The sequence below is a fragment of the Pseudodesulfovibrio cashew genome, assembly GCF_009762795.1.
GTDB lineage: Bacteria > Desulfobacterota > Desulfovibrionia > Desulfovibrionales > Desulfovibrionaceae > Pseudodesulfovibrio > Pseudodesulfovibrio cashew.
In genome coordinates this window covers 2947260-2970928 of sequence record NZ_CP046400.1, presented here as the reverse complement: position 1 = coordinate 2970928, position 23669 = coordinate 2947260, and the positions used below count along the sequence as shown (strand labels likewise).

The 23669-nt window shown below is 56.6% G+C and carries 23 protein-coding genes; 7 read left to right on the top strand and 16 right to left on the bottom strand.

What is annotated here, in order from left to right; all coding sequences use genetic code 11:
- Positions 1-14 precede the first annotated feature (14 nt).
- The 3 genes from GM415_RS13505 to GM415_RS13495 form a co-directional block, all read right to left on the bottom strand.
- Positions 15-326: a YbaB/EbfC family nucleoid-associated protein gene (locus GM415_RS13505; RefSeq protein WP_158949045.1), complete on the bottom strand. Its 312-nt coding sequence runs from the start codon at positions 324-326 to the stop codon at positions 15-17.
- A 26-nt stretch (positions 327-352) separates the two neighbouring features.
- A complete protein-coding gene (gene dnaX / locus GM415_RS13500) occupies positions 353-2266 on the bottom strand; it encodes a DNA polymerase III subunit gamma/tau (RefSeq protein ID WP_158949043.1) in 1914 nt (637 codons plus the stop codon).
- Positions 2267-2418: 152 nt separating this feature from the next.
- The gene (locus GM415_RS13495) at positions 2419-3342 is read right to left on the bottom strand and encodes a branched-chain amino acid transaminase (protein WP_158949041.1); all 924 of its coding nucleotides are present in this window, start codon (positions 3340-3342) and stop codon (positions 2419-2421) included.
- 238 nt (positions 3343-3580) lie between these two features.
- Here GM415_RS13495 and GM415_RS13490 point away from each other — a divergent pair, with 238 nt between their 5' ends.
- The 6 genes from GM415_RS13490 (at position 3581) to GM415_RS13465 (ending at position 8902) form a co-directional block, all read left to right on the top strand.
- Positions 3581-4792 (top strand): aminotransferase class I/II-fold pyridoxal phosphate-dependent enzyme, encoded by a 1212-nt coding sequence (locus GM415_RS13490; protein WP_158949039.1) that lies wholly within the window; start codon positions 3581-3583, stop codon positions 4790-4792.
- Positions 4793-4794: 2 nt separating this feature from the next.
- Positions 4795-6090 carry a homoserine dehydrogenase gene (locus GM415_RS13485; protein WP_158949037.1) on the top strand — a complete coding sequence of 432 codons (1296 nt, stop codon included), beginning with the start codon at positions 4795-4797 and terminating at the stop codon, positions 6088-6090.
- Positions 6091-6103: 13 nt separating this feature from the next.
- On the top strand, positions 6104-7300 hold the full coding sequence (locus tag GM415_RS13480) for a cofactor-independent phosphoglycerate mutase (protein ID WP_158949035.1): 1197 nt from the start codon (positions 6104-6106) through the stop codon (positions 7298-7300).
- Complete coding sequence (locus tag GM415_RS13475) at positions 7300-7716, top strand: acyl-CoA thioesterase (protein ID WP_158949033.1); 417 nt, start codon at positions 7300-7302, stop codon at positions 7714-7716. The genes GM415_RS13480 and GM415_RS13475 overlap by 1 nt, the downstream gene beginning before the upstream one ends.
- 64 nt (positions 7717-7780) lie before the next feature.
- Entirely contained in the window at positions 7781-8569 is a 789-nt protein-coding gene (locus GM415_RS13470) for an amidohydrolase family protein (protein WP_158949031.1), read from the top strand.
- Between the two features lie 108 nt (positions 8570-8677).
- A complete protein-coding gene (locus GM415_RS13465; RefSeq protein ID WP_158949029.1) occupies positions 8678-8902 on the top strand; it encodes a YgdI/YgdR family lipoprotein in 225 nt (74 codons plus the stop codon).
- Between the two features lie 74 nt (positions 8903-8976).
- On the opposite strand, the gene GM415_RS13460 is transcribed toward GM415_RS13465, so the two are convergent.
- The 4 genes from GM415_RS13460 to GM415_RS13445 all read right to left on the bottom strand — a co-directional run bounded on the left by GM415_RS13460 (position 8977) and on the right by GM415_RS13445 (position 11788).
- Complete coding sequence (locus GM415_RS13460) at positions 8977-9390, bottom strand: bacteriohemerythrin (protein ID WP_158949027.1); 414 nt, start codon at positions 9388-9390, stop codon at positions 8977-8979.
- Positions 9391-9401: 11 nt separating this feature from the next.
- A complete protein-coding gene (gene dgt / locus GM415_RS13455) occupies positions 9402-10673 on the bottom strand; it encodes a dGTP triphosphohydrolase (RefSeq protein WP_158949025.1) in 1272 nt (423 codons plus the stop codon).
- Between the two features lie 134 nt (positions 10674-10807).
- The gene (locus tag GM415_RS13450) at positions 10808-11269 is read right to left on the bottom strand and encodes a DsrE/DsrF/DrsH-like family protein (protein WP_158949023.1); all 462 of its coding nucleotides are present in this window, start codon (positions 11267-11269) and stop codon (positions 10808-10810) included.
- Positions 11270-11317: 48 nt separating this feature from the next.
- Positions 11318-11788 (bottom strand): MarR family winged helix-turn-helix transcriptional regulator, encoded by a 471-nt coding sequence (locus tag GM415_RS13445; protein WP_158949021.1) that lies wholly within the window; start codon positions 11786-11788, stop codon positions 11318-11320.
- Positions 11789-12132: 344 nt separating this feature from the next.
- Here GM415_RS13445 and GM415_RS13440 point away from each other — a divergent pair, with 344 nt between their 5' ends.
- Positions 12133-14214, top strand: a complete 2082-nt coding sequence (locus GM415_RS13440; protein WP_158949019.1) for an acyltransferase family protein — start codon at positions 12133-12135, stop codon at positions 14212-14214.
- 29 nt (positions 14215-14243) lie between these two features.
- On the opposite strand, the gene GM415_RS13435 is transcribed toward GM415_RS13440, so the two are convergent.
- From GM415_RS13435 to GM415_RS13395, 9 genes are all read right to left on the bottom strand, one after another.
- Positions 14244-15788 carry an ABC transporter ATP-binding protein gene (locus GM415_RS13435; RefSeq protein WP_158949017.1) on the bottom strand — a complete coding sequence of 515 codons (1545 nt, stop codon included), beginning with the start codon at positions 15786-15788 and terminating at the stop codon, positions 14244-14246.
- Between the two features lie 4 nt (positions 15789-15792).
- Positions 15793-16710, bottom strand: a complete 918-nt coding sequence (locus GM415_RS13430) for an ABC transporter permease (RefSeq protein WP_158949015.1) — start codon at positions 16708-16710, stop codon at positions 15793-15795.
- Between the two features lie 3 nt (positions 16711-16713).
- Positions 16714-17778 carry an ABC transporter permease gene (locus tag GM415_RS13425; protein WP_158949013.1) on the bottom strand — a complete coding sequence of 355 codons (1065 nt, stop codon included), beginning with the start codon at positions 17776-17778 and terminating at the stop codon, positions 16714-16716.
- Between the two features lie 15 nt (positions 17779-17793).
- The gene (locus tag GM415_RS13420) at positions 17794-18930 is read right to left on the bottom strand and encodes a BMP family ABC transporter substrate-binding protein (RefSeq protein ID WP_158949011.1); all 1137 of its coding nucleotides are present in this window, start codon (positions 18928-18930) and stop codon (positions 17794-17796) included.
- 122 nt (positions 18931-19052) lie between these two features.
- The gene (gene gpt / locus GM415_RS13415; protein ID WP_277872924.1) at positions 19053-19532 is read right to left on the bottom strand and encodes a xanthine phosphoribosyltransferase; all 480 of its coding nucleotides are present in this window, start codon (positions 19530-19532) and stop codon (positions 19053-19055) included.
- Positions 19533-19597: 65 nt separating this feature from the next.
- Entirely contained in the window at positions 19598-21049 is a 1452-nt protein-coding gene (locus tag GM415_RS13410; protein WP_158949007.1) for a dihydrolipoyl dehydrogenase family protein, read from the bottom strand.
- Complete coding sequence (locus tag GM415_RS13405; protein ID WP_158949005.1) at positions 21042-21740, bottom strand: TVP38/TMEM64 family protein; 699 nt, start codon at positions 21738-21740, stop codon at positions 21042-21044. The genes GM415_RS13410 and GM415_RS13405 overlap by 8 nt, the downstream gene beginning before the upstream one ends.
- Positions 21741-21747: 7 nt before the next feature.
- Positions 21748-22695, bottom strand: a complete 948-nt coding sequence (locus GM415_RS13400) for a glucokinase (RefSeq protein ID WP_158949003.1) — start codon at positions 22693-22695, stop codon at positions 21748-21750.
- A 98-nt stretch (positions 22696-22793) separates the two neighbouring features.
- Entirely contained in the window at positions 22794-23666 is an 873-nt protein-coding gene (locus GM415_RS13395) for a motility protein A (protein WP_158949001.1), read from the bottom strand.
- Positions 23667-23669: the final 3 nt, after the last annotated feature.

Below are 23669 nucleotides of genomic sequence, written 5' to 3'. Positions count from 1 at the left end.
AACCCTCGGCAACCCTAGAACATGCCCGGGATATTCAGACCGCCGGTGATGGAGGAGAGTTCCTTTTCCATCACTTCCTTGGACTTCTTGAGCGCCTCGTTGACAGCGGTGAGGACCAGGTCCTGGAGCATGTCCTTGTCGCCCGCCTCCATGACGGAATCCTCGATGACCACCTCGGTGACCTCCTGTCCGCAGGTGCACTTGACCGTGACCATGCCGCCGCCCGAAGAGGCCTCAACGACGGTGGATTTGAGCTCTTCCTGCTTCTGGGTCATCTTGCGCTGCATGACCTGCGCCTGGCGGATCATTTCGTTCATGCCTTTCATCGTATTCTCCTGAATGTCTGTTGTCGTTATTCCCGGGCACCGACCGAAATCAACTGAGCGGAAAAGGCCTCCATGACCTTGATCACGCTCGGGTTGGCCTCGGCCTCTTCCCATAGCTGCCTGTCCGATTTACGGACGGCGATATCGCCAGTTTCGACGTTAACTTCAACCATGGGGCCAAAATATTCCCTGACCAGGTTGTCCAGGGCGGAGTTTACCGCGCTCTCGCTCAGGTACTCGCACTGGACCCGGCTGGAACAGGTGATGACCAGCCGATCTTTTTCCACTTTGCCCTCATTCAGCCGCAACCGCGTGGAGTTGACTCCCGAATGCCCGTTGCGCGCAGCAACAAATTCGAGAAATCCGTTCCAATCGCGAGGGCCGGAAGGCGCACTCGCAACGGATTTCCCGACAGATTCAGCCATACGGCCGGAAGCGGTGTAGTCTCCCCCGTCTTCAGCCCGGCGTTCCGGCGTAGCGGCCGGTTCAGCCTTTGGAGACGGGGGCGGCGTAGGGGGGACAGACTCCTGTTGCGGCCGTGACATCTCGACCCCGGAGGGGGGCTGGGAGTATGGTTGCGACGGCGGCGGTGCCGATGGCCGGGGCGGAGCCTGGGGAGGCGCCGGTTCCGGTTCACGGTTCAGGGGCGCGGCCTGCGCCCGAGGCGGTGCAAAACGCTGCCCGCCCGGAGGGGCATAGCCGCCGGGGCCGCCCTGGGGCGCACCTTGCCCGCCGGTCTGTCCGCCGAACCTGCCGCCACCCTGCGGACCGCCCTGCCCGCCCATGGGACGCGGTGGAACGTTGCCTCCGGACGGGGCCGCAGCACCGACCGATTCCAGCTCGATCAGGTCCGGGAGGCTGGTCAGGTTAAGCAGCAAGAGCTCCAAGGCCATGGCCGGTTCCAGGCTGGTCATGACCCTGCGCTGACCATCCAGGGTCATCTGCCAGCAGGCGTGAATGTGCGCAGGATCGAATCTCCCGGCCCAGTCCAGCCAGGTCCGGGCTTCCTCACCGGAAAACCCGAGAAGCGGGAGGGCCGCCTCCCCCGCCTGCCTGAGCAGAAACATGTTGCGCCAGCAGTTGGTCAACTCCCGCAAAAAGAAACCGAGGTCCAGTCCCTGGTCCAGGACCTGACGCAGCACCATGCCCACGGCCACAAGGTCACGGGCGTGCATGGCCTCCATGAGCTGGAAAAAGACGTCCTGTCCGGCCAGCCCGAGAAAGGAACGCACCTCCTCTTCGCGGAGCACATCCGTCCCCATGGCCAGGGCTTGACCCAACAGGGACATGGAATCGCGAACGCTGCCCGCACCGCGCTTGGCGATGATCTCCAGGGCGGCCTGCTCGAACTGCAGCCCTTCCCGATTCATGATCTTTTCGAGATGGGTTACAAGCTCCTGCCGAGTCAACATCTTATATATGTAATGCTGGCAACGGCTGATGATGGTCGGAGGGAACTTGTGCGGCTCGGTGGTGGCCATGATGAAGGTGGCGCGCGGCGGCGGCTCTTCAAGGGTCTTGAGGAGCGCGTTGAACGCTTCCTTGGTCAGCATGTGCGCTTCGTCGATGATGAAGACCTTGTAGCGGCACTCCACCGGCGCGTAGCCAATATCCTCCTTGAGCCGCCGGGCGTCGTCGATGCCTCGGTTGGAAGCGCCGTCGATCTCGATGACGTCCACGGCCACGCCAGCCGTGATCTGCCTGCAGTTGGGACACTGGTTGCAGGGCTCGGCGGTGGGTGCGTTCACGCAATTCAGTGCTTTGGCAAAGATGCGCGCGATGGTGGTTTTGCCCACTCCGCGCGTGCCGGAAAACAGGTAGGCCGGCGCCACCTTGTCTGTGGCTGCGGCGCGGGAGAGGATCGCTTTTATCGCATCCTGTCCGGCCACTTCCGCGAAGGTCTGCGGACGGTACTTGGCAGTGAGATTCGATGTGCTCATGGGATCACTTGAGGCTGTGGCGCGGCGAACGGACCCTTTTGGAATCACGGTAAAAAAATGGGGAAACCCGACAAACCGCGCCGGATTTCCCCTTTCTTAGCAGATGACGCACCGGTTTTCTAGACTTTCCGTCATTCCCCGGTGGCCGCTCACTACAGGGAGTAGCGGTGCAGCCAGTGCTCGTAATCCTCGTTCTCGCCCTTGACGATCTTGAAGAACTCGCCCTGGAGCAGCTTGGCCACAGGGCCGGCCTTGCCGGTGCCGATGACACGGCGGTCAACGGAACTGATGGGGGTCAACTCCGCGGCGGTGCCGGTGAAGAAGGCCTCGTCGGCGGTGTAGATCATGTCGCGGGTGATGGGTTCCTCACGGACTTCGTAACCCAGATCTCCCGCCAGGGAGATAATGGAATCACGGGTCAGGCCGCCCAGAACGCCGTCGGAGTGCGGGGTGTAGATGACGTCGTTGAGGACCATGAAAATATTCTCGCCGGAGCCTTCGGAGACATGACCGGTGGTGTCGAGCAGGATGGCCTCGTCATAACCGTCGGCCACGGCCTCGGTCTTGGCCAACACTGAATTGACGTAGTTGCCGGTCGCCTTTGCCTTGGTCATCATGACGTTGACGTGGTGGCGGTTGAAGGTGGAGCACTTGACGCGGATGCCCTTCTCCAGGGCTTCTTCACCAAGGTAGGCTCCCCAGGGCCAGGTGGCGATGATGACGCGGATGGGGTTCTCGCCGGGATGGACCCCCATGGCGCCTTCGCCCACGAAGACCAGCGGCCGGACATAGGCGCCGGGCAGCTTGTTCACCTGGAGGGTCTCCACGGTAGCGGCGACAAGTTCATCAACCGAGTAAGGCATGGGAATGCCCAGAATTTTTGCGGAATTCGCCAGGCGAACCATGTGCTCTTCAAGGCGGAATACCTCGGAGGAGCCGTCAGCGCATTCATAAGCGCGGATGCCTTCGAAAACGCCCGTGCCGTAGTGCAGGGCATGAGTAAGGACGTGCACGTTGGCCTCGTCCCAGGGAACCTGTTTGCCGTCGAACCAGATGGTTTCGGATTTCTGGACCATATATACCTCCAAAATAGGGAATCTGTCGCCCCTCCGGGCGTCGGGTTCATTAGTCGAAACACGAACGCTATGGAAAAGTTGCCTCAAGGTCAAGACAGTTTGACAACCCCGCTTGAAGACACGCTTTCCCGTCTTAATGTGTGGCATACAATTTGTCCGAATTTCATTTTGACAGTCCGGCTCGGTCATGGCTATGTATTCAAGCTTGCACTAATACTATATTGAGGAGTTTCCCGACATGTCCAAGTTTGCGAGAGTCGATCGACTGCCCCCCTACGTTTTCGCTCAGGTCAATGAACTCAAGATGAAAATGCGCCACGCAGGCGCAGATATCATCGACCTGGGTATGGGCAATCCCGATGTGCCCACCCCCAAGCCCATTCTCGACAAGCTGACCGAGGCCGCATACAAGCCCGGCAACTCCAAGTATTCGGCATCCAAGGGCATCAAGGGGCTGCGCATGGCCGTGCGCGACTGGTACTACCGGCGCTTCGACGTGTCCCTGGACCGTGATCAGGAGGTCTGCGTGACCATGGGTGCCAAGGAAGGGCTCGCCCACCTGGCCCTGGCCATGCTCTCGCCCGGCGACGTAGTGCTCGCCCCGGACCCGGCCTACCCCATTCATCCGTATGCTTCGATCATCGCGGGCGCCGACGTGCGCCGTGTGCCCATCGGTCCCGGACAGGACTTCTTCGAGAACCTGGAGACCGCCATCAAGCACACCTGGCCCAAGCCCAAGCTGCTGATCATCAACTTCCCGCACAACCCGACCACCCAGTGCGTGGACGTCGCCTTTTTCCAGCGTATAGTGGATTTCGCCAAGGAAAATTCCCTCTACGTCATCCATGACCTCGCCTACGCGGACTTCGTGTTCGACGGTTACGAGGCTCCGAGCTTCCTCCAGGCCGAGGGCGCCAAGGAAGTGGGCGTGGAGTTCTTCTCCATGACCAAGAGCTATTCCATGGCAGGCATGCGCGTGGGCTACTGCGTGGGCAACCCGGACATGGTCCAGGCCCTGACCCGCATCAAGTCCTACCTTGACTATGGTATCTACCAGCCCATCCAGATTGCGGCGGCCTGCGCCCTGAACGGAGACCTGGACGCCGACCCCAAATTCTCCCAGGAGGACATGGACAAAGCGGTCAAAGATATCATGGATGTGTACAAGGACCGCCGCGACGCCCTGTGCGAAGGCCTCAACCGCATCGGCTGGAAAGTGACCCCGCCTCAGGCGACCATGTTCCTGTGGGCTGAAATCCCGGATGAATTCAAGAACATGGGTTCCGTCGAGTTCTCCAAAATGCTCCTCCAGGAAGCCGAAGTCGCGGTTTCCCCGGGGCTCGGTTTCGGCCAGTACGGCGACGACCATGTCCGTTTCAGCTTCGTTGAGAACCGCCACCGCACGAACCAGGCTGTTCGCAACCTGCGTAAATTCTTCGCCAAGGGGTAATCATGGATGTCATAAGACTCGGTCTGGGTGGTTTCGGCACGGTCGGTTCCGGCCTGGCGAAAATTCTCGACATGAACCGGGAGCGCATTGCCAAACGTCTCGGCAAGCGCATTGAAATCGCGTCCGTTCTGGTCCGCGACCTGAACAAGCAGCGCGCTTTCGACCTGGGCTCCGACGTCACCTTCACCGACGATCCCAAGGCGCTGGTCAATGACGATATCGACATCGTGGTCGAGCTCATGGGCGGTCTGGACACGGCCAGGGACCTGATTCTCGACGCGTTCGCCGCGGGCAAGCATGTGGTCACCGCCAACAAGCACCTCCTGGCCGAACACGGCCTGGAACTGTTCGAAGCGGCTGGCAAGCACAACGTGGGCCTCATGTTCGAGGCCAGCTGTGCAGGTGGCATCCCCATTGTCCAGACCCTCAAGGAGAGCCTGGCCGGAGACGAGATCGTCAAGCTGCTCGGCATCATGAACGGCACGGCCAACTACATCCTCTCCGAGATGACCACCAAGGGCATGGACTTCGAGGTTGCACTGGCCGATGCCCAGGATCTGGGCTATGCCGAGGCCGACCCGACCTTCGACATCGAAGGGTTCGACACCGCGCACAAGCTGTGCGTGCTCATCCGCATGGCCTACGGCGTGGACTACCCGCTTGCCGATATCCCCATCCAGGGGATCACCGGCGTCACGCCCATGGACATCGAGTTCGCCAGAGAGTTCGGCTACCGCATCAAGCTGCTGGCCCACGTCATGAACGTGGACGGCAGGCTGGAGGCGGGAGTTCACCCCGCGCTGGTGCCCTACACCTACCTGCTGGCCCGGGTGGGAGGAAACTACAATGCCGTGCGCCTTGAAGGCAACGCAGTGGGCCCGATCATGCTCCACGGCCAGGGCGCGGGTGACCTGCCCACGGGCAGCGCTGTTCTTGCGGACATCATGAATCTGGTCCGAGGCATGGAATGCCGGGACCGCGTGCCAGACAACACCGGCTTCTGCAACCAGCCCCTGCCCAAGGCGGACATCCTGCCCCCCGAGGAATCCGAGTCCAAGTACTATTTCCGCTTTACCGTTGCCGACCGCACCGGGGTCATGGCCACCATCACCAAGTCCATGGCCGAACACGGGGTCTCCATCGCCCAGGCCGTGCAGAAAGGCGAGGCTGGCGAGGAGGGTGTCCCCCTGGTAATCATCAGCCATGAGACCTCCGCCAAGGCTGCGGACGCCATGATCGAGGAGATGGACGCCATGGACTTCTCAGTGAAGCCGTGCGTCAAGTTCCGAATCCTGTAACCGGATATCTGTTGTGAAATTACTCTACCTTATTGCCGACGGCATGGGAGGTTGGCCCCTGGACGAGCTTCAGGGCAAGACCACCATAGAAGCCGCCGACACGCCCAATATGGATGAACTGGCCCGTACCGGCATGGTCGGACGGGCTCAAACCGTACCCGAGGGCATGGCTCCGGGGTCCGACGTGGCCAACATGGCCCTGCTCGGTTTCGATCCCGCCACCTACCACACCGGGCGCGGCCCCATTGAAGCGGCGGCCCAAGGTCTCGTGCTGGACCCGGACGACCTGGTCTGGCGGCTGAACCTGGTCACTGTTTCGAAGCTGACCATAGACGGCTACATGCGCGACTACTCGTCCGGACACATCGCCACCGAGGTCTCCCGGCCCATCGTCGAGGAGCTCCAAAAGCGGCTTGGCAATGAGACCTACACCTTCGTGCCCGGCATTCAGTATCGGCACCTGCTGGTCCAGAAAAACGGAGCCAACACCGACGACGCCAAGCTGTTCATCAATCCGCCCCACGACATCACGGACAAGCCCATCAAGCTCGATCTTCGCGCCTACTCAAAAAGCCCCCAGCTCTGGGACCTTCTTTTCGAGGCCAAGGAAGTGCTGGAGGACCGAAACCTCAACAGTTCCAGAGCCAATTCCATCTGGCCCTGGGGACAGGGACGCCCCCTGATCCTGCCCAATTTCGAAGAGACCTTCGGCATGCGAGGTGCCGTCATCTCCGCCGTGGACCTGATCAAGGGACTCGGCAACGCCTCGGGCATGTCCGTCATCGACGTGGAAGGTGCCACCGGCCTGCTGGAGACCAATTACCAGGGCAAGGTGGACGCGGCACTCGATTTCCTCAAGGACAACGATTTCGTCTTCGTGCATCTCGAAGGACCGGACGAATGCGGCCACGGCGGCAACGCGGCGGAAAAGGCGGAAGCCATCTCCCGTTTCGACGCCCGAATCGTCGCCCCCTTGCGAGAGGCTCTCAAGGACGAAGACGTGGCCTGGATAGTCACCTGTGACCACTTCACGCCCATCGTCGAACGGACGCATACCACCGACGCAGTGCCCTTCATCATTAACGGGCCCGGACTCGAACCCTCCGGGGTAAAGGCCTTCACCGAAGCCACCGCCGAAGGAACCGGCCTGAAGCTGGACAAGGGACACGAACTGCTCTCCTTCGCCCTGCAATGTCTGGGGATGAAGTAATGCCGACCTCGAAGGACTTCCCCAAGCCTGACTGCTGGTACAGGCACTTCGTTTCCTATGGCGAGACAGACACAATGGGAGTTCTCTACTACGCCGAGTACCTCCATCTCTTTGAAAGAGCACGCAGTCTCTATATCCGCGAGAGGGGGATGAGCTATGCTGAGGTCGAAGAGCGAGGTATCCTCCTGCCTGTACGCGAAGCCCAGTGCCGATACCGTTCGCCCGTCCGTTTCGATGATGAGATTTTCGTCCACATCGGCATCAGCGAGTGGAAGCGCGCGTCCATGAAGTTCACCTACGAGGTATGGAATAAGGACAAAACCCTGCTCCATGCCACAGGTATGACAGAACACGCCGCCGTCAACGCCGAGGGCCGCCCCACCCGCGTTCCTGACTGGCTCAAAGAGATGTTCTAGCCGCTTCACGCCCCCATTCAAACAGTCGTTTACATACGACTCATGTTCAGGCATCGTAACGACCATGTTTATCGACATTCACACGCACGTTTTTCATCCGAAAATCGCACATAAGGTAGTGGACCAACTTGAGGATCACTACGGCATACATCCCGTCGGCAACGGCTTGATGGAAGACCTCGACACGCGCATGAACAGCGCGGGCATAGACAAATGCGTCGTGCTGGCGGCGGCCACGGCTCCCGCCCAAGTCATCCCGGCAAACAACTGGGCCATCAGCATCAAGCAGGAACACGAGGAGTTCATCCCTTTCGGCACCGTTCACACCGGCTACAAGGACCTTGAAAAGGAACTTGACCGCTTGGAAGAAAATGGCATTAAGGGATTGAAATTCCATCCTGACTTTCAGGGATTCCGTATGGATGACCCGGCTCTCTATAACATCATGGAGATGGTCGAAGACCGCTTCGTCTGCCTGTTCCACGTGGGAGACACCCTGCCGCCCGAAGAGAACCCTTCCTGTCCCAGAAAACTGGCCGCTCTGAGAGAGGCCTTTCCCAAACCGATCATCATCGCCGCGCACATGGGCGGATACCGGCACTGGGATTACGCTCTCGATCAACTGGCGGGCAAAGACGTCTTCGTGGACACATCCAGTTCCATGGATTTCCTCGACGACGCTAAGCTGGAAACACTCTACCGCGCCTTTGGTCGGGACCACGTTCTGTTCGGAAGCGACTACCCTCTCTTTGATGCCGGAAGCGAGCTTGACCGGCTCACGAAAAGGCTCAAGCTGACGGCTGCGGACCTTGACGCGATCATGGAAAATTCCTGCTCTATCCTGGGACTGTAATCGCCACCCCAGCCTTTCCCGTACGTCTTGACGGAATAGGCGTTGATTATAATGGGGAAAATGGGGTATGGGGGGAACTGTATGATAAATTCAGCGAGAGGGGAAAACATGTATCGTTTGATCACGTTTCTGATGACGCTGCTACTGTCGCTCTTTCTGCTTGGTTGCGGAGCGAAACAGTATGAAGTGACCACAAAGACGGGCAAAAGCTACACGACCTATGGCACCCCGGAGTACGATGTCAGGTCGGAGACCTACAAATTCAAGAATGACAAGGGAAAGGAAGTCATCCTCAATCAGGAAGACATCGAAGTCATTCAAGAAAAGGAATAAGTGCGGGAAGCCAATCTTGCAGATGCCCGACATGTCGCAAGAACATAGTCGGCAGGCAGGCTTCACGCGGCCTCTCAGTATACGCCCCTGGCGTTGAAAAAATCACGGTACAGCATGTCGGTGTTGCGCATGTGATTCTCCGTCCAGTCTCTCAGGAAAGCGAAAAGATCCAGATCCATGGCAACTTCGCGTCCTTCCAAGCGCTGTATGTAGTCTGCGACGTCCGCCTTCAGTTTGTCATGCTCCCGAATATGCCGCTCCAACAATTCCTTCGGATACTCGTGTTCGCGTAGCAGGCGCTCCTCGTAATCGAAGTGAAACGCCGCGTATTCTTCCAACTCCTTGAGAATGTCATAGAGAAGCTCCTCTCCCCTGTCCTCCATGATGGCATGGAATAACTTGTTGGTGACCCTCACCAACCCTCTGTGCTGCTTGTTGATCTCTTCGACTCCGACGTCATAGACTTCCAACCATTCCATGCACTTCATGTTCTTTCCTCCTAGATCAAATCGATAATCGAACCGAAATCGGGATCGAACAGCCGCTTGTACGTCCTGACGACAAATCCATCGGTCATACCAGACAGATAATCGCACAACATCCGCCGCTTGTCGTCGTCATCCCGCAGGGCAAGGGCATGATGGTAATGCGCCGGAAGCAGCCGGTATTCCGATTTCCCATCGATGTATTCCCCCTCCAGAACCTCAAAAACCTGGCGCAGGATCATGCTTCCCTTGAACTCCAATTGATGCACCTGCGGGGTATGAAATACCAACGCTACGGCCATGTCCTTGAGCAACGAGCAAAGCGCCTTGCCTTCGGCGCGGACCGCGATATTGAAGCGGTAGCGGTTGGTCATGGGCGAAAGCGGATTCTCGCGTTCCACCAGCGTGGTGCAGTGAATGAACTCGCCGATGAGCCGGGCCAGAAATTCGCTAAAGGTATCGTCCGCAATGGCACCGCATAAGTTATCCAGAAAAGTCGCGTGGTCAGGCGATAATCCCTTTCCCAGTTCCTCCATCCAGTTGCGCACCTTCTTCATGGTGATGAATCCGGCCCGGATTCCGTCGTCTATGTCGTGGATGGAATAGGCTATGTCATCTGCCCAGTCCATGATCCGGCACTCCAGTGATTTAAAGGAGTTGAGCTCCTTTTCCGTTTCAAAAAGCGAATCGAAGGCGACCTCGGGACTCACAAAATCCAATATATCCCGCTGGAAATCATAGATGAAATGATGCTTCTTCTTTTCCGAATCGGAAAAGAGCGTCTTGTACTTGAGCATTCCGTCCAGGAAGGCGCGGGTGGGCTTCATCCCCTTCCACCGAGACTTGTCCCGATAAAAAAGATCAACAAGGATGCGAAGGTTTTGGGCGTTGCCCTCAAACCCGCCGGACTTAAACATGAGCTTGTTGAGAACCTGCTCGCCCGCATGACCGAAGGAGGGGTGCCCTATGTCGTGGGCCAGACAGACGGACTCAACCAGATCCTGGTCGATGTGGAAATCATCGCTCAACAAGCCTGAAGTGCGGTTGAGGTGATTGACGATGGAGCGCCCGATCTGAGAGACCTCCATGGAATGGGTCAGTCTGGTGCGGTAAAAATCAAACTCTCCGGACAGGAAAACCTGGGTCTTGTTCTGGAGGCGGCGAAAGGCGGGAGAGTAGATGATCCGGTCCCGATCCTGCTCAAAGGGCGTCCGCCCCTTGACATTCTTGGACTGTCCCCGGCCAATGGATGCCGTATCAAACTCGGTGTAAAATCTGTTCTTCACGGAAATGTTCCTTTATTCCTGTAACCATACCGAAAAGACCGAAGGAAATGAAGCGGCAAGGGACATGCTCGACTTCACACAGGCCACAAAAAACCCCGCTGACGCGGGGTTTCTCTTTCGACTCACTGATATCTTTACGTGAAAAGACACAAGTCACACTCTCCGGCGAACTTGATGAAATCCGCGGCGTTCCAGACCTCAACACCTTCAACGAAATCTTCCGGCTTCAGCTTCATCATTTCCATGGTCATATGACAGGCTACCAGCTTCACGCCCTCGATCTGAGCCATTTCAAACATATCACCGACCTCGGGGATGTTGGCGTCGGCCATCCACTTCTTCATCATGCTGGTAGCCATTTGTGGCATTCCGGGAATGGCTCCCATGGTCCCCTCAGGGTAGTACTTCAACTTGTCGATGCCGCCGGGCTTGATCACATCCAGCCCCATGAACGTATAAAAAATCGTAGCATCATGGCCCAGGCGCACCGAGTTGAGCGCCATTACCAATGCAGGCATAGCGCCGTCCATGGTTCCCCGAGAGGTAATGAATGCGTGCCGCTGCCGATCCTTGCCCTGCTTGTTCTCGTTCGACATATCCTGCTCCTTTTTAGTTAATGCTATTAACTAATTGCTAAAAAAAAATTATTCCATCAAATCGCGGACCGACTTCATATGTCGCCCCAGCAACGACATGCTGCCTAGCAACATGGCGCGCTGCTCATCCGTGAATCTTCCTAGAATGGCTCGATGAACCTCGGAATGGAATGTCAGCACCTCCGCCAACAACTTCTCACCCGACCGCGTAAGGGAAAGCAACTTCACACGGGAATCGACGGGATCGTCAGTGGATTCAACAAAGTCCTTGCGCACCAACGAAGAAACGATCTTGGTCACCCTGCTCTTGGCCACATGAAGCCTTTCCGCAATAGACTTGGCTGTCAGGTATCGCTCGTTACGAAACAACAACAGGCAACGCAACTCTGCATCGGGCAGACCAAACCGCTCACTCTGGTACTGCTGCCTCTCTCGGCAACACTGGAAGAGAGATTCGATGAGATCCTGAAATTCAGCCACATCCCTTTGTGGCAACATGTGCTGTTCATCTTTGTTCATAGTGTTAACTTTATACATCATGAATAAGTTGTCAATAGGGCACAGATTATATCTCACAAAAGAATCACTCCAATATCAATAATGACGGAAACGAGGACATTAGGGCTGAAGTGCTTCTGTATTGTACAGAAAAACGTGGTTGGGGTATTGGATAGGCTGGTTCTTCCCAATGCAATATATCCGCTCTTTCCGCATGAACATTAGATTTGAAAAACACTTTGGATGACATCCGAAAAATTCTACCACAACTGAATCATCCACAGTAATTTAACCTGAACCCGATTGATAATTATAAGTATATAATATAAAAAAACATCGCATAACAGAAACCAAAAGGATTAACAATGGGTCATATTAAATATAGACCGGAAATCGATGGATTGCGATCAGTTGCAGTCATGCTAGTCGTTTTCTACCATGCCGGGATATCATATCAAGGTAAGGAGCTATTCTCTGGTGGATTTATTGGGGTAGATATCTTTTTTGTAATCTCAGGCTACCTCATATCAAAAATAATATTTCGCGAAATAAATTCAAATACATTTTCCATCATGAATTTTTATGAACGTCGAGCACGACGCATCATACCAGCTCTAACTGTTGTTCTCCTGATTACAAGCTATTTCTGTTGGAAGATATTACTCCCTCAAGCATTTATTGAATTTGGGAAAAGCCTCTTTTCTACTGTTGCATTTATTGCAAATATATTCTTTTGGAGACAGGATAGTTATAATGCTGAAATTAGCAGCCTAAAGCCGCTTCTTCATATGTGGAGTCTCGGTGTGGAAGAGCAATTTTACTTATTTTATCCAATCTTAATCATTCTTGTAGTCAAGTCAAAAAAATCTATTACCAAAACACTACTATTTATAGGAGTTGCTTCACTTAGTTTGTGTGAATGGATGAGCTTCACTCATAAAGATTTCAATTTCTATATGCTTCCAACTAGAGCATGGGAACTTATTGCAGGTGGACTTATTGTCCAGTGTGATGATCGCATTCGCCAATATGAAAAACACAAAATGACAATTGAATATATCCTATCATTTTCGCTAGCTGTCATTTTTATATTCTCAATACATTTCACTGACAATAGTCGTCTTCCTTCTCTAATAAATGCAGTTCTGATATTCAGCGTAACATTCATTATCGCATTCGCGAAAAGTGACACATTTATTGGGAAAATACTTTCAAATAAGATTTTTGTATCTATCGGTTTAATATCTTATTCATTATACCTATGGCATCAGCCAGTGCTTTCCCTATTACGTGTTGAACTAAACAGAGGTTTAACGAATGAAGAATCTTTTTTAGCTATTTTCACCTGTCTAATTCTCTCTATCATTTCGTATTTATATGTCGAAACACCATTTAGAAACAAGATGGCAATAAACCGCAAAACTGTCTTCAGTGGGACGTTATTGGCATGCACCCTTTTATCTATGTTTGGCATACTTATCTTCGTGGAGAAGGGATTTCCATCACGCTTCAAAATTTTGCCAATGTTCATGTCAGATGTAAATTATGGACTTGAATCTCAAAAAGACCATTATATATCGTTGGCAAAAAGTAATGGTGCCGAGATTAGAAAAAACCCATTTTGCTATATATTAAATAAAAGTGGAAAGTATACATTGATAACATTAGGGGATTCACACATTGAGACTTTGAATGCTCCTATCATAAATCAACACAAATCAATTCCTTTTATTTCTAAGTTTGTACCCTTAACTTCATCTGCATCATTATTTATCTTGAATATAGATAGAGCGGACAACATTGATAATCCAAACATGACAAGAGACCTAATCAACTTCAACCAAAATAGACTAGAAAGGGTCTTGGGATATGAAAAACCTGTCATTATTACCGGCGGCAGGCTCCCTTTGCTGCTAGAAAATGAACGTTTTGACAATGAATTAGGTGGCTGTGAGTATGGGAATGATCACCCCGGCCTCGTTATCAAAACGAAGACAGGATATCGCAAGGCAAACTTTGAAGAAATTGCATCAGCATATTGTGATACAATAAAAAAATTACTGAACAATGGATGTAAAGTTGTATTAGTTTATCCTATCCCGGAAGTTGGGTGGGATGTTCCGAATACGCTATTGAGAAAAACGATAAATATGTCCGCGAGTGAACTCAAAATTTTTATTTCAAAAAAAAGCAATTTAGCAACACGATACAGCGTATTCTGCGAAAGGACAAAAGCATCATATGCAATTCTTGATCGGATTCAAGATAATCCAAATTTAATACGAGTTTTTCCTGAACAGCTTTTTTGTGATGACTCACAATGCTACACATACAACAATGTGGTGTATTATAGAGATGATGACCATTTATCTTATCCCGGAGCAAAAATACTTCTGCACCATATCGTCAAAAAAATATATGACAACTGGCCTGACCTGAGGGGATAGCACCTCCTCGCCCTGTGCAAAAAGAAGGGCTAGAGAATATCGTCCAGGACGCCGGCCATGAGGGGGCCGATGCGGTCCAGGGCATTGGGGGCAGCGGCGTCTATCACGCCGAGAATCCGGCCCCGGTAGATGACGGCCACGCGGTCGGCAAGTTGCAGGGCCTCGTTCAGGTCTCCGGTCACAAGGAGGATTCCAGCCATGGTTCGGGCGGCCAGGAGTCGGTTCCAGACCTCTTCCGTTGCAGAGACATCAAGCCCCTGAGTAGGCTGCTCCGCGACTATCAGGCGCGGTTCCCGGAAGAGTTCGCGGGCGAGCACGGCCTTTTGCAGGTTGCCCCCGGAGAGTTGCCAGGCCAGGGCGTGGATGCGCCCGGGACGGATGTCGAACTTCTCGATAAGGCTGACGGTGTCTTTTTCCGCCTGCTTCTTGTTCAGCAAAAAACCCTTGGTGTAGCCCTTGCGAGTGGTCAGCAGCAGGTTGTCCACCAGATTCTGATTGCGCAGAGTCGCAAGCCCGAGACGATCCTCCGGGATGTAGCACATGGACCGGTTCCAGGTAGACTCAGCAAAAAACTTGCGCCACGGCTGACCCATGATGAAGACCGTGTCCAGCGGCGGCTTGACCAGCCCGGTCACGGCCTCGACCAGTGCCTTCTGACCGTTTCCGGCCACGCCCACCAGAGCAACAACCTCGCCCTTGTGAACGTCGAGACTGACATCGCTCAAACCGATCCCTGTCAACCCCCTGACCTCAAGGACCGGATCGCCGATCTCGGCGGGCTGGCGATCAATCTCCAGAAGCACTTCCTTGCCGACCATGCGCGAGGCCAGCTCAGCCTTGGACTCGATGGCGTTGGGGTCCAGTTCACCTTCGATCTTTCCCCGGCGCAGAATGGAAATTTCGTCTGCCAGGGCGATGACTTCTTCAAGTTTGTGACTGATGAAAATGATGGACTTGCCCTGCTCGGTCATACGCCAGAGGGCCTCGAACAGCTTGTTGGTCTCCTCGGGGGTAAGCACGGCGGTGGGCTCGTCGAAAATGAGGATGCGGCTTTCGCGGTAGAGCAACTTGAGGATTTCCACTACCTGGCGCTCGCCCATGGAGAGATCGGCGATGCGAGCGGCAGGGTCGATTTCAAGGCCGTACTCCTCAGCGAGCCTACCAACGCGACCTTCCATTTCTGCCGGCTTGACCAGAAAGCTGCCCTCCTGGCCCAGAAGCACATTCTCGGCCACGGTCATGGAATCCACAAGCATAAAGTGCTGGTAAACCATGCCAATGCCCGCAGCGATGGCATCCTTGGAAGAATGGAAACGGACAGGGTTGCCGTCCACCTCGATGGTGCCCTCATCCGGGCGATAGCGGCCCGCCAGCATGGACATCATGGTCGATTTGCCCGCTCCGTTCTCGCCCAGCAGGGCCTTGATCCTGCCCGGATAGATGTCCAGCGTAATGGAGTCGTTGGCCACAACCTTGCCGAAGCGCTTGGTCACGCCCTTGAGAGATACCACCGGTTGGGTGCCCTCCGGCAGGAGGCGCACGCGGGCCGGACGAACGAATTTGAGTTCCGCCATAGCCCTACCCTTCCGGCTCGATGTTGGTGCCCAGGGCCGCGGGCGCGTCGGTGCGGCGGCCTCGCGCGGCGGACAGGATGAGGACCAGAACCGTCAAGGCATAGGGCAGCATGAGCAGCAACGAGGAAGGCAGATGGGTGCCCATGGCCTGCAGCCGGAGCTGAAAGGCCATGACCCCGCCAAAAAGATAGGCCCCTGCAACGGCTCGCCCTGGCCGCCAGAAGGCGAAAATGACCAAAGCGACCGCAATCCAGCCGCGTCCGCCGGACAGGCCGTTGGTCCACAGATGGGTGTAGGCCAGGGATAGGTAAGCCCCGCCCAGTCCAATGAGGAATCCGCCCGCCATGACCGCGAAATAGCGAAGCGCAACCGGCTTCAGACCAACGGCAGCGGCGGCGGCAGGCATCTCGCCCGTGGCCGTAACATGCAGCCCCAGGCTGGTGCGCCTGAAGAAAAACCAAAACACGAAGGGCACGACAAAGGAGATGTAGACCAGCATGTCGTGCTTGAAAAAGATATCGCCGAGATAGGGAATGGAGGACAGCAGCGGAAAATCAAAGGGAGTGAAACCGGGTGCGCTCTGGCCGACGTACGGTACGCCGAGAAAATTGGTCAGCCCGACGCCGAGAATGGTCAGGGCAAGGCCCGAGACCACCTGGTTGCCGAGGCAGGTGATGCAGACGAAGCCATGCAGCGTGGCCATGAGCGTGCCCGCCACACCGCCGGCCAGAAAGCCAAGCCAGGGCGAGCCCGTGGACATGGAGACGAAAAACGCGGCGAGTGCAGCCACGGACATGATGCCTTCCACCCCGAGGTTGAGCACGCCACCCTTCTCCGTCATCATCTCGCCCAGGGTGGCATAGAGGATGGGCGTGCCGGATTGCACGGTGGCGGCAAACAGCGGGATCAGGAATTCCGTCACAGCTTACTCCCCCTTCCGTTTGACGCGTTCCAGAGTGTACATGAGGAAAAATTGCCCGGCCAACACCGTAAGCAGGATCATGCCCTCCATTATCGCGCCAAAGGCAGCCGGAATCTGAAGCTCAAGCTGGAGGTTCTCCACCCCCACCCTGAGCGCCGCCAGCAGGAACGAGGCAAAGGCGATGTTCAGCGGCTCGAGCCGGGCCAGCCAGGCCACAACAATGGCCGTGTAACCATAGCCTACCATGAGGCTCGGCTGGAGGCGGTTGAGCACGGCGGAGGTCTCCACGCATCCGGCCCATCCGGCGAACCCGCCGGAAAGACACATGACGAACATGACCAACATACCGTAACGAATCTTGGCGTAACGAGCCACGCGCGCTCCCTCGCCCGAGGCCTTGAGCTCGAACCCGACGCGGGTGAAGCGCATCAAAGCCCACAGCCCGATGCCTGCGAAAATGGAGAAGAGCAGACCCCAATGCACTCGGCTGGATCCGATGCCCCCAATTACAGCACCGGCAGAAAATTCAGGAGACATGGGAAAGCCGAAGCTGGTCGGGTCCTTCCACACGCCGAAGACCAAGTAGTCCAGCAGCTGGATGGCGATGTAGTTGAGCATCAGAGTCGAGATGATCTCGTTGACCCTAAGTCGGAGCTTGAGCACCGCCGGAATGACCGCCCAGATGCCGCCGAGGATGAAGGCCATGATGAACATGAGCGGCAGGAGCACCGCCCCTGGCAGGTCGGGAAATGAGAGAGCCATCCAGGTAGCGCCGATGGCCCCCAGCGCAAACTGCCCTTCAGCTCCGATGTTCCAGATCTGCATCCTAAATGCCACGGCCACTCCCAGGGAGCAGAGGAAGAGAGGAATCGCCTTGAGCAGCGCCCCCTCAAGCGCCCAGTAGGAGCCGAAGCTTCCCTGCCAAAGGATGGCCAGGCCGTGCAGGGCGTCCTTACCCTGCCCCGCAAGGAGCAGAGCGCTTACGCCGAGGGAAAAGAGCAGGGCGCCCAGGAATATGACCAGGGCGCCCCACTTCCAGGGTTCGTCTCTTTTTCGGATCTTCAGCACGGACTGTCCGTTGCGTTATTCGGTGGTACCGACCACGCCTTCCACGAACCAGGTCATGCCGAGCAGGTCGGCATCGGGAGCGGTCGTACCCTCGGGGATGACGACCTCGCCCTTCTGGTTCTTGACCGGACCGGCGAAGATGGTGTCCTTGCCTGCGACCAGTTCTGCCTTCTTGGCCAGAACGCTCGCCTTGACATCTTCGGGGACCATGGGACCGAAGGGCGCAATATCAACCACGCCGTCAGCCATGGACCACCACATGGACTGGTCGCCCTTCCAGGCGCCGTTCATTCCCTCTTCCACGGTCTTGACGTAGGCCGGGCCCCAATTCCAGATGGCGGAAGTCAGATTGGCCTTGGGAGCGAAGGAGGACATGTCGGAGTTGTACCCGATGGCGTAGGCGCCCGCCTCTTCGGCGGCCTCCTGCGGAGCCGGGGAATCCTGATGCTGGGTGATGACGTCGCATCCGGCGTCCAGCAGGGACTTGGCGGCATCCTTTTCCAGGGCCGGGTCATACCAGGTCTTGGTCCAAACCACGCGGACCTCGGCCTCGGGGTTCACTTCGCGCACGCCGATGGTGAAGGCGTTGATGCCGCGAATGACTTCGGGAATCGGGAAGGCGGCCACATAGCCGATCTTGTTCGACTTGGTCATGGCCCCGGCGACCAGGCCGGTCAGGTAACGGGACTGATAGATGCGGCCGAAGTAGTTGGACACGTTCTCGGACTTCTTGAAGCCGGAGCAGTGCATGAAGGCCACGTCGGGAAATTCCTTGGCCACCTTGATGGTCGGATCCATGTAGCCGAAGCTGGTGGTGAAAATCATGTTGAAGCCGTTGCGGGCCATATTGCGAATGACGCGCTCGGAGTCGGCGCCCTCGGGAACGGATTCCGAGAACTTGGTCTCCACGCCGGGCATGGCGGCCACGGCCTTGCGGCCCAAGTCATGGGCGTAGGAGTATCCGGCGTCGCCCACCGGAGAGACATAAACAAAACCGACCTTGAATGCCTTGGGGGCTTCCTTGGGCGCTTCGGCTTCAGGAGCCGGAGCTTCGGCGGGTTTCTTTTCCTCGGGCGCTTCGCCACAGGCGAAGAGCGACAGCATCGACGCCATGACGGCGACGGCAAGACACAGCTTCAACAGTTTCTTCATGGTGACCTCTCCGTTAGCGTGATATGGATCAAATTCAACTATCCCAGCGAGCGCTCAAGGGCAATACCCCAGCGACTGATCCGGGAATACTCTACGAATTTTCCTGATAATTTTTTTTCGCCCTACACACCGGCCTGAATGATGGGCTCCACGAACTGCGAACCCGCGTCCCAGGGGAACAGAATCCAGGTATCCTGGCTGACTTCGGTGATGTAAGTTTCGACCAAAGGCCTACCGGCCGGCTTGGCGTACACCGTGGCGAAATGAGCCTTCGGAACCATGTCCCTGACGATCTTGGCCGTCTTGCCGGTGTCGACCAGGTCGTCGATGAGCAGCCAGCCCTCGCCGTCATTATCTATGGGCTTGAGGATATTGGCATCGCCCTGCTCCTTCCAATCGTAACTGGAAAGGCAGATGGTGTCGATGAGATGGATGTCCAGTTCCCGGGCCAGGATGGCAGCCGGAACCAGGCCGCCCCGGGTGATGGCGATGATGCCCTTCCACGGCCCCCTCTCCATCAGACGCCAGGCCAGCGCCCGGCAGTCCCTATGCAACTGCTCCCAGGAAACGGGAAACATTTTCGTGTAGCTCGAATTGCCCACCTGCAGACCTCCATTATACTTGTGACGCCTAAAAAGGAGACGGACTCTTACCCGTGTTTGACCCATTAATCAAGCTGGCAGGCCCGCCCCTTGTAACCGAAGAGAAAGCTCAACGCCTTGCGCACCTTGCCGGAAAAGAGCTTGGGAGACATGACCCTGCCCGCTACCCGCTTGTTGATCTCGGCCAGGGTCGGATAGGGATGGACCGCCGAGGCCAGAGTGGAAAGCCCGGTGCCTGAATTGAGAGCCGCCACCCACTCCGAGGCCAACTCGCCCGCGTGCGGACCCGCAATCTGCACCCCCAGGGGCTTCTCCCTCCTGTCCAGCACCAGCTTGATCCGGCCGCCCGTCGCGCCTTCGGCCAGGGCCCGGTCGTTATCCGCGAACTCCTCGATCCAGATGGCATGCTCCCTGCCTGCCTTTTGCGCCGCTTTTTCATTCATCCCCACGCTGGCCAGTTCCGGCTCGGTATACGTGCACCACGGCAACCAAGTGTAATCCGCCCTGCGGGGCAGTCTCAACACGGCGTTGGCGATGATGACGCCCCCCTCGTAGCCGGCGGCATGGGTGAAGAGATACTTTCCGGTCACATCCCCTGCCGCGAAAATATGTTTTTGCGAAGTACGCAGCCGGTCGTCCACGGCAATACCCTTGTGATCATAGGATACGCCCGCGTTATCCAGGCCGAGGCCTTCCACGTTGGTCCTGCGCCCCGCCGCCACCAGCAGGTTGACGCCACGCGCGGTATGCACTTCGCCATCCCGCTCGAATTCGACCTCTACGCCCCCACCCGTCCGGCGCACTTCCCGAAAGGCCGCGCCCAGTTCCAGATGAATGCCTTCTGCGCGAAGCGAATCCGCCACGACCTCGGCCATGTCCCGGTCCTCGCGGGATAAAAGCTGGGTGTTTCGCTGGAGAACGGTAACTTCGCATCCAAGCCGGGAAAAGGCCTGGGCCATCTCGCAGGCGATGGGGCCGCCCCCCATGACCAAAAGCGTTTCGGGCAGTTCATCCAGGGAAAAAATATCCTTGTTGGTCCAGTACCCGGTTTCCTCCAACCCTGGCACGGGCAAGCCAGCCGGGGAAGAACCGGTTGCCACGACCCACTTTCTCGCCGTAACCCGTTTGCCGCCACACTCCACAGTATGTTCGTCGACAAAGAATGCCAGGCCGAACACGACCTTGACGCCCAAGCTGCAAAACCGCTCCTCGGAATCATGGACCTGGATGCGATCAATTACCGTTTGGATGCGGGTCGCCACCTGCCTGAAATCCACGGGTGGCAAGTCAACAGACGGCAACCCGTATCGCTCTGCCGTGCGCATGCGGTGATAGACCGCCGCCGTTCGGATGAGCGTCTTGCTCGGTACGCAGCCGTAGTGCAGGCAGTCGCCGCCAAGCCGTGGAGCTCGCTCAACAAGCAGCGTTCTGGCCCCCAACTGCGCGGCACCGGACGCCACGGTCAGGCCAGCCGCACCGCCGCCGATGATGCCTATGTCGAAATCGTATTCAGCCACGGGCGCCCCCCCTGCCCCTGTACCAGTCCATGCCTTTCTTCACGACCAGGGGGAACAGACCGAGGATGGCGAAGGAAACAATCAGGCTGGGCGACAGCAGGCCCGACAGCGATTCGAGCTGCCCCAACTCCTTGCCCGCGTTGACGTAGACCACTGTGGCCGGAAACATACCCACCTGCGAAACCCAATAATAGGTTGAAAGACGCATGGGTGTGAGTCCCATGACCGTATTGATGACGAAAAAGGGAAAAGCGGGAATAAGGCGCAGGGTGAAGAGGTAAAAAGCTCCCTCCCGTTTTATGCCCCCATTGATCTGTGCGAGCTTGTCGCCGAAGCGGGACTGCACCCAGTCCCGGAAAAGGTAACGCGAAACCAGAAAAGCCAGGGCCGCGCCGATGCTGCTTGCGAACGAGACCACGATGACCCCGGTAGTCCAGCCGAAGAGCGCCCCGCCGGCCAGGGTGATAACCGTTGCGGCTGGCAGCGCCAGGGCTGTGGAGACCACATAGAGACAAAAGTAGGCAGTCAGGACCAGGACGGTATGCCCCGCATAGAGCTCCCGGAACTGCTCGCGGGATGCCTTGAGGTATTCCAGCGAAAAAAAACGGCCGAAATCGAAAAGGAAATAGGAAAGGACCAGTGTGACGACAACGCCGATGACGATCAGCCGTTTGGTGGTCCCTGCCTGCATGGAACGCCTACCTGCCGAGCAGTTGCATGGCGTAGAATCCCGCGCCGAGCAATCCGCTTTCCTGGTTGGCGTTGAGACGGATCGGAACGGAACGAAGAAACGCGCCGTATACATGGGAGTTGTGAAACTCCTCCAGAAACTCCGGAATCTTGACGAACATGGGATTTTTGGCGGCAATGCCGCCCGCCACATAGAGGCCGCCCTCACACATGAGCGCAATGGCCCAGTTCCGGCAGGCTCGGCCATAAAAACGCGCATACCACCGGGCAGTCTCGCTCTCGGGCGTCAATATTTCGGAGATCTCTCTTGGCGCCCGGTCCTCACCAGTCAGGAATTTGTGCACGAGCCGGAGCCCCAGCCCGGTCACCACGCTATCGCCTTCAGGCCAATTACGGCCGCTCTCCCGACGGTTGAACTCGGCGTATTCGTATTCTTCGGGACCGGAAAAGGGAAATGCCATGTGCCCGCCTTCACTTGGCAGGGCTATCCACTCTGCCTCGCCGGGCAATAAAGCCGAATAGCCCAGCCCGGTCCCGGCACCGATGACGCCGATGACGCCCCGGTCATCAGCCACTCCGTGCTGAATTTCGACCGCATCCACCACGGCTCGAGTCCGGCAAGCATAGGCCTGTGCTGCGAAATCATTTATAAGACAGGCTTTCTTAACACCAAAATCCACCTGCCGTAGATCAACACCCCAGGGCGCGTTGGGAAGGACCGGGCAGGCAACGCCGTGAATCACAGCCCCGGCCACGGCAAGGGCCACGCTCTCGAATCCTCCAGGCCTGGCAGCAAAATCGCTGTCCCAGACCTGCTGGACCAACTCGGAAAACGTAGCTGCGCCATGCGTCTCAAGCCAGATGGAATCTTCCATAACCAACTCGCCGCCCGCGCTCTCGAACAAGGCAAACCGGCTGTTGGTGCCGCCAATGTCTGCCGCCAGAATCTTAGCCATGAGTGCATTACCTCCCGTAGCCGGAAAGATAGCACAAACCCGCGAAAAAAAAAGGGACCGTTACGGTCCCTTTCCTTTTAGGATATGCCATCTCCTGATCAGGCGGCTTCAGTAACCTCACCGGCCTGCTCCAGGCGCTCCTGGAATCCGGCGGGCTCCACAGGGGCCTGCCGCTTCTGCACGTACTTGCGGGTAATCCGGCGTAGGGTCTCGGTCTTGCCTTCGCGCTCGCTGGGAGTCAGGAATGAGGTCAGCTTGCGCTCGAGCTTGTAGGGATTCTGTTCCTTGCCGATGGCGACCACACCTTCGAGCACCAACTTTTGGTTGAGCAACTCCACCCGAGTTGAATAATTGATGTTCTCGGCTATGGGCGAAAAGACGAGATTGCTGAGTACCAGACCATACAATGTTGAGATGAACGCCACCGGGATGTTCTTGAGGATTACAGCGGTGTCGTTGATCCCCATGAGCAGGCCGATCAGGCCGATGACGCTGCCCGCAACGCCGAATGCCGGAGCCACGCGCGCCATGGTCAGGAAAAAACGTTCACTTTGCTGGCGGCGCAGGTTGAAGAAGGCCATCTCCGTGTTCAATGTCTCACGGATCTCCTCCTCCTTGTAGTTGTCCACAAGAAGGGCCAACCCGTTGCGGAGGAAGGAACTGGTTGCCTTGGCCGCACTGCGCTCCAGAGAGAGGACCCCGTCCACCTTGGACTTTACCGAGAGATCAAGCAGTGTGGTGACGATCTCGCTGGGCGAGGCATGTCCGTTGCGATATGCATTCCTGGCTACCTGAAAGGCGTTCCTCACATGCTCCATGGGGTAACTGAGAAGCATGGCGGCGGTCAGGCCGGATATGACAACCAGAAAGGCAGCCAGGTTCCAATAGGCAGCCGCTGCCCCGGTGAACAGAAAACTGGCCACGAAAATAAGCAGGCTGACGACGACCCCTATTGCATTTTTCCTGTTCATGTT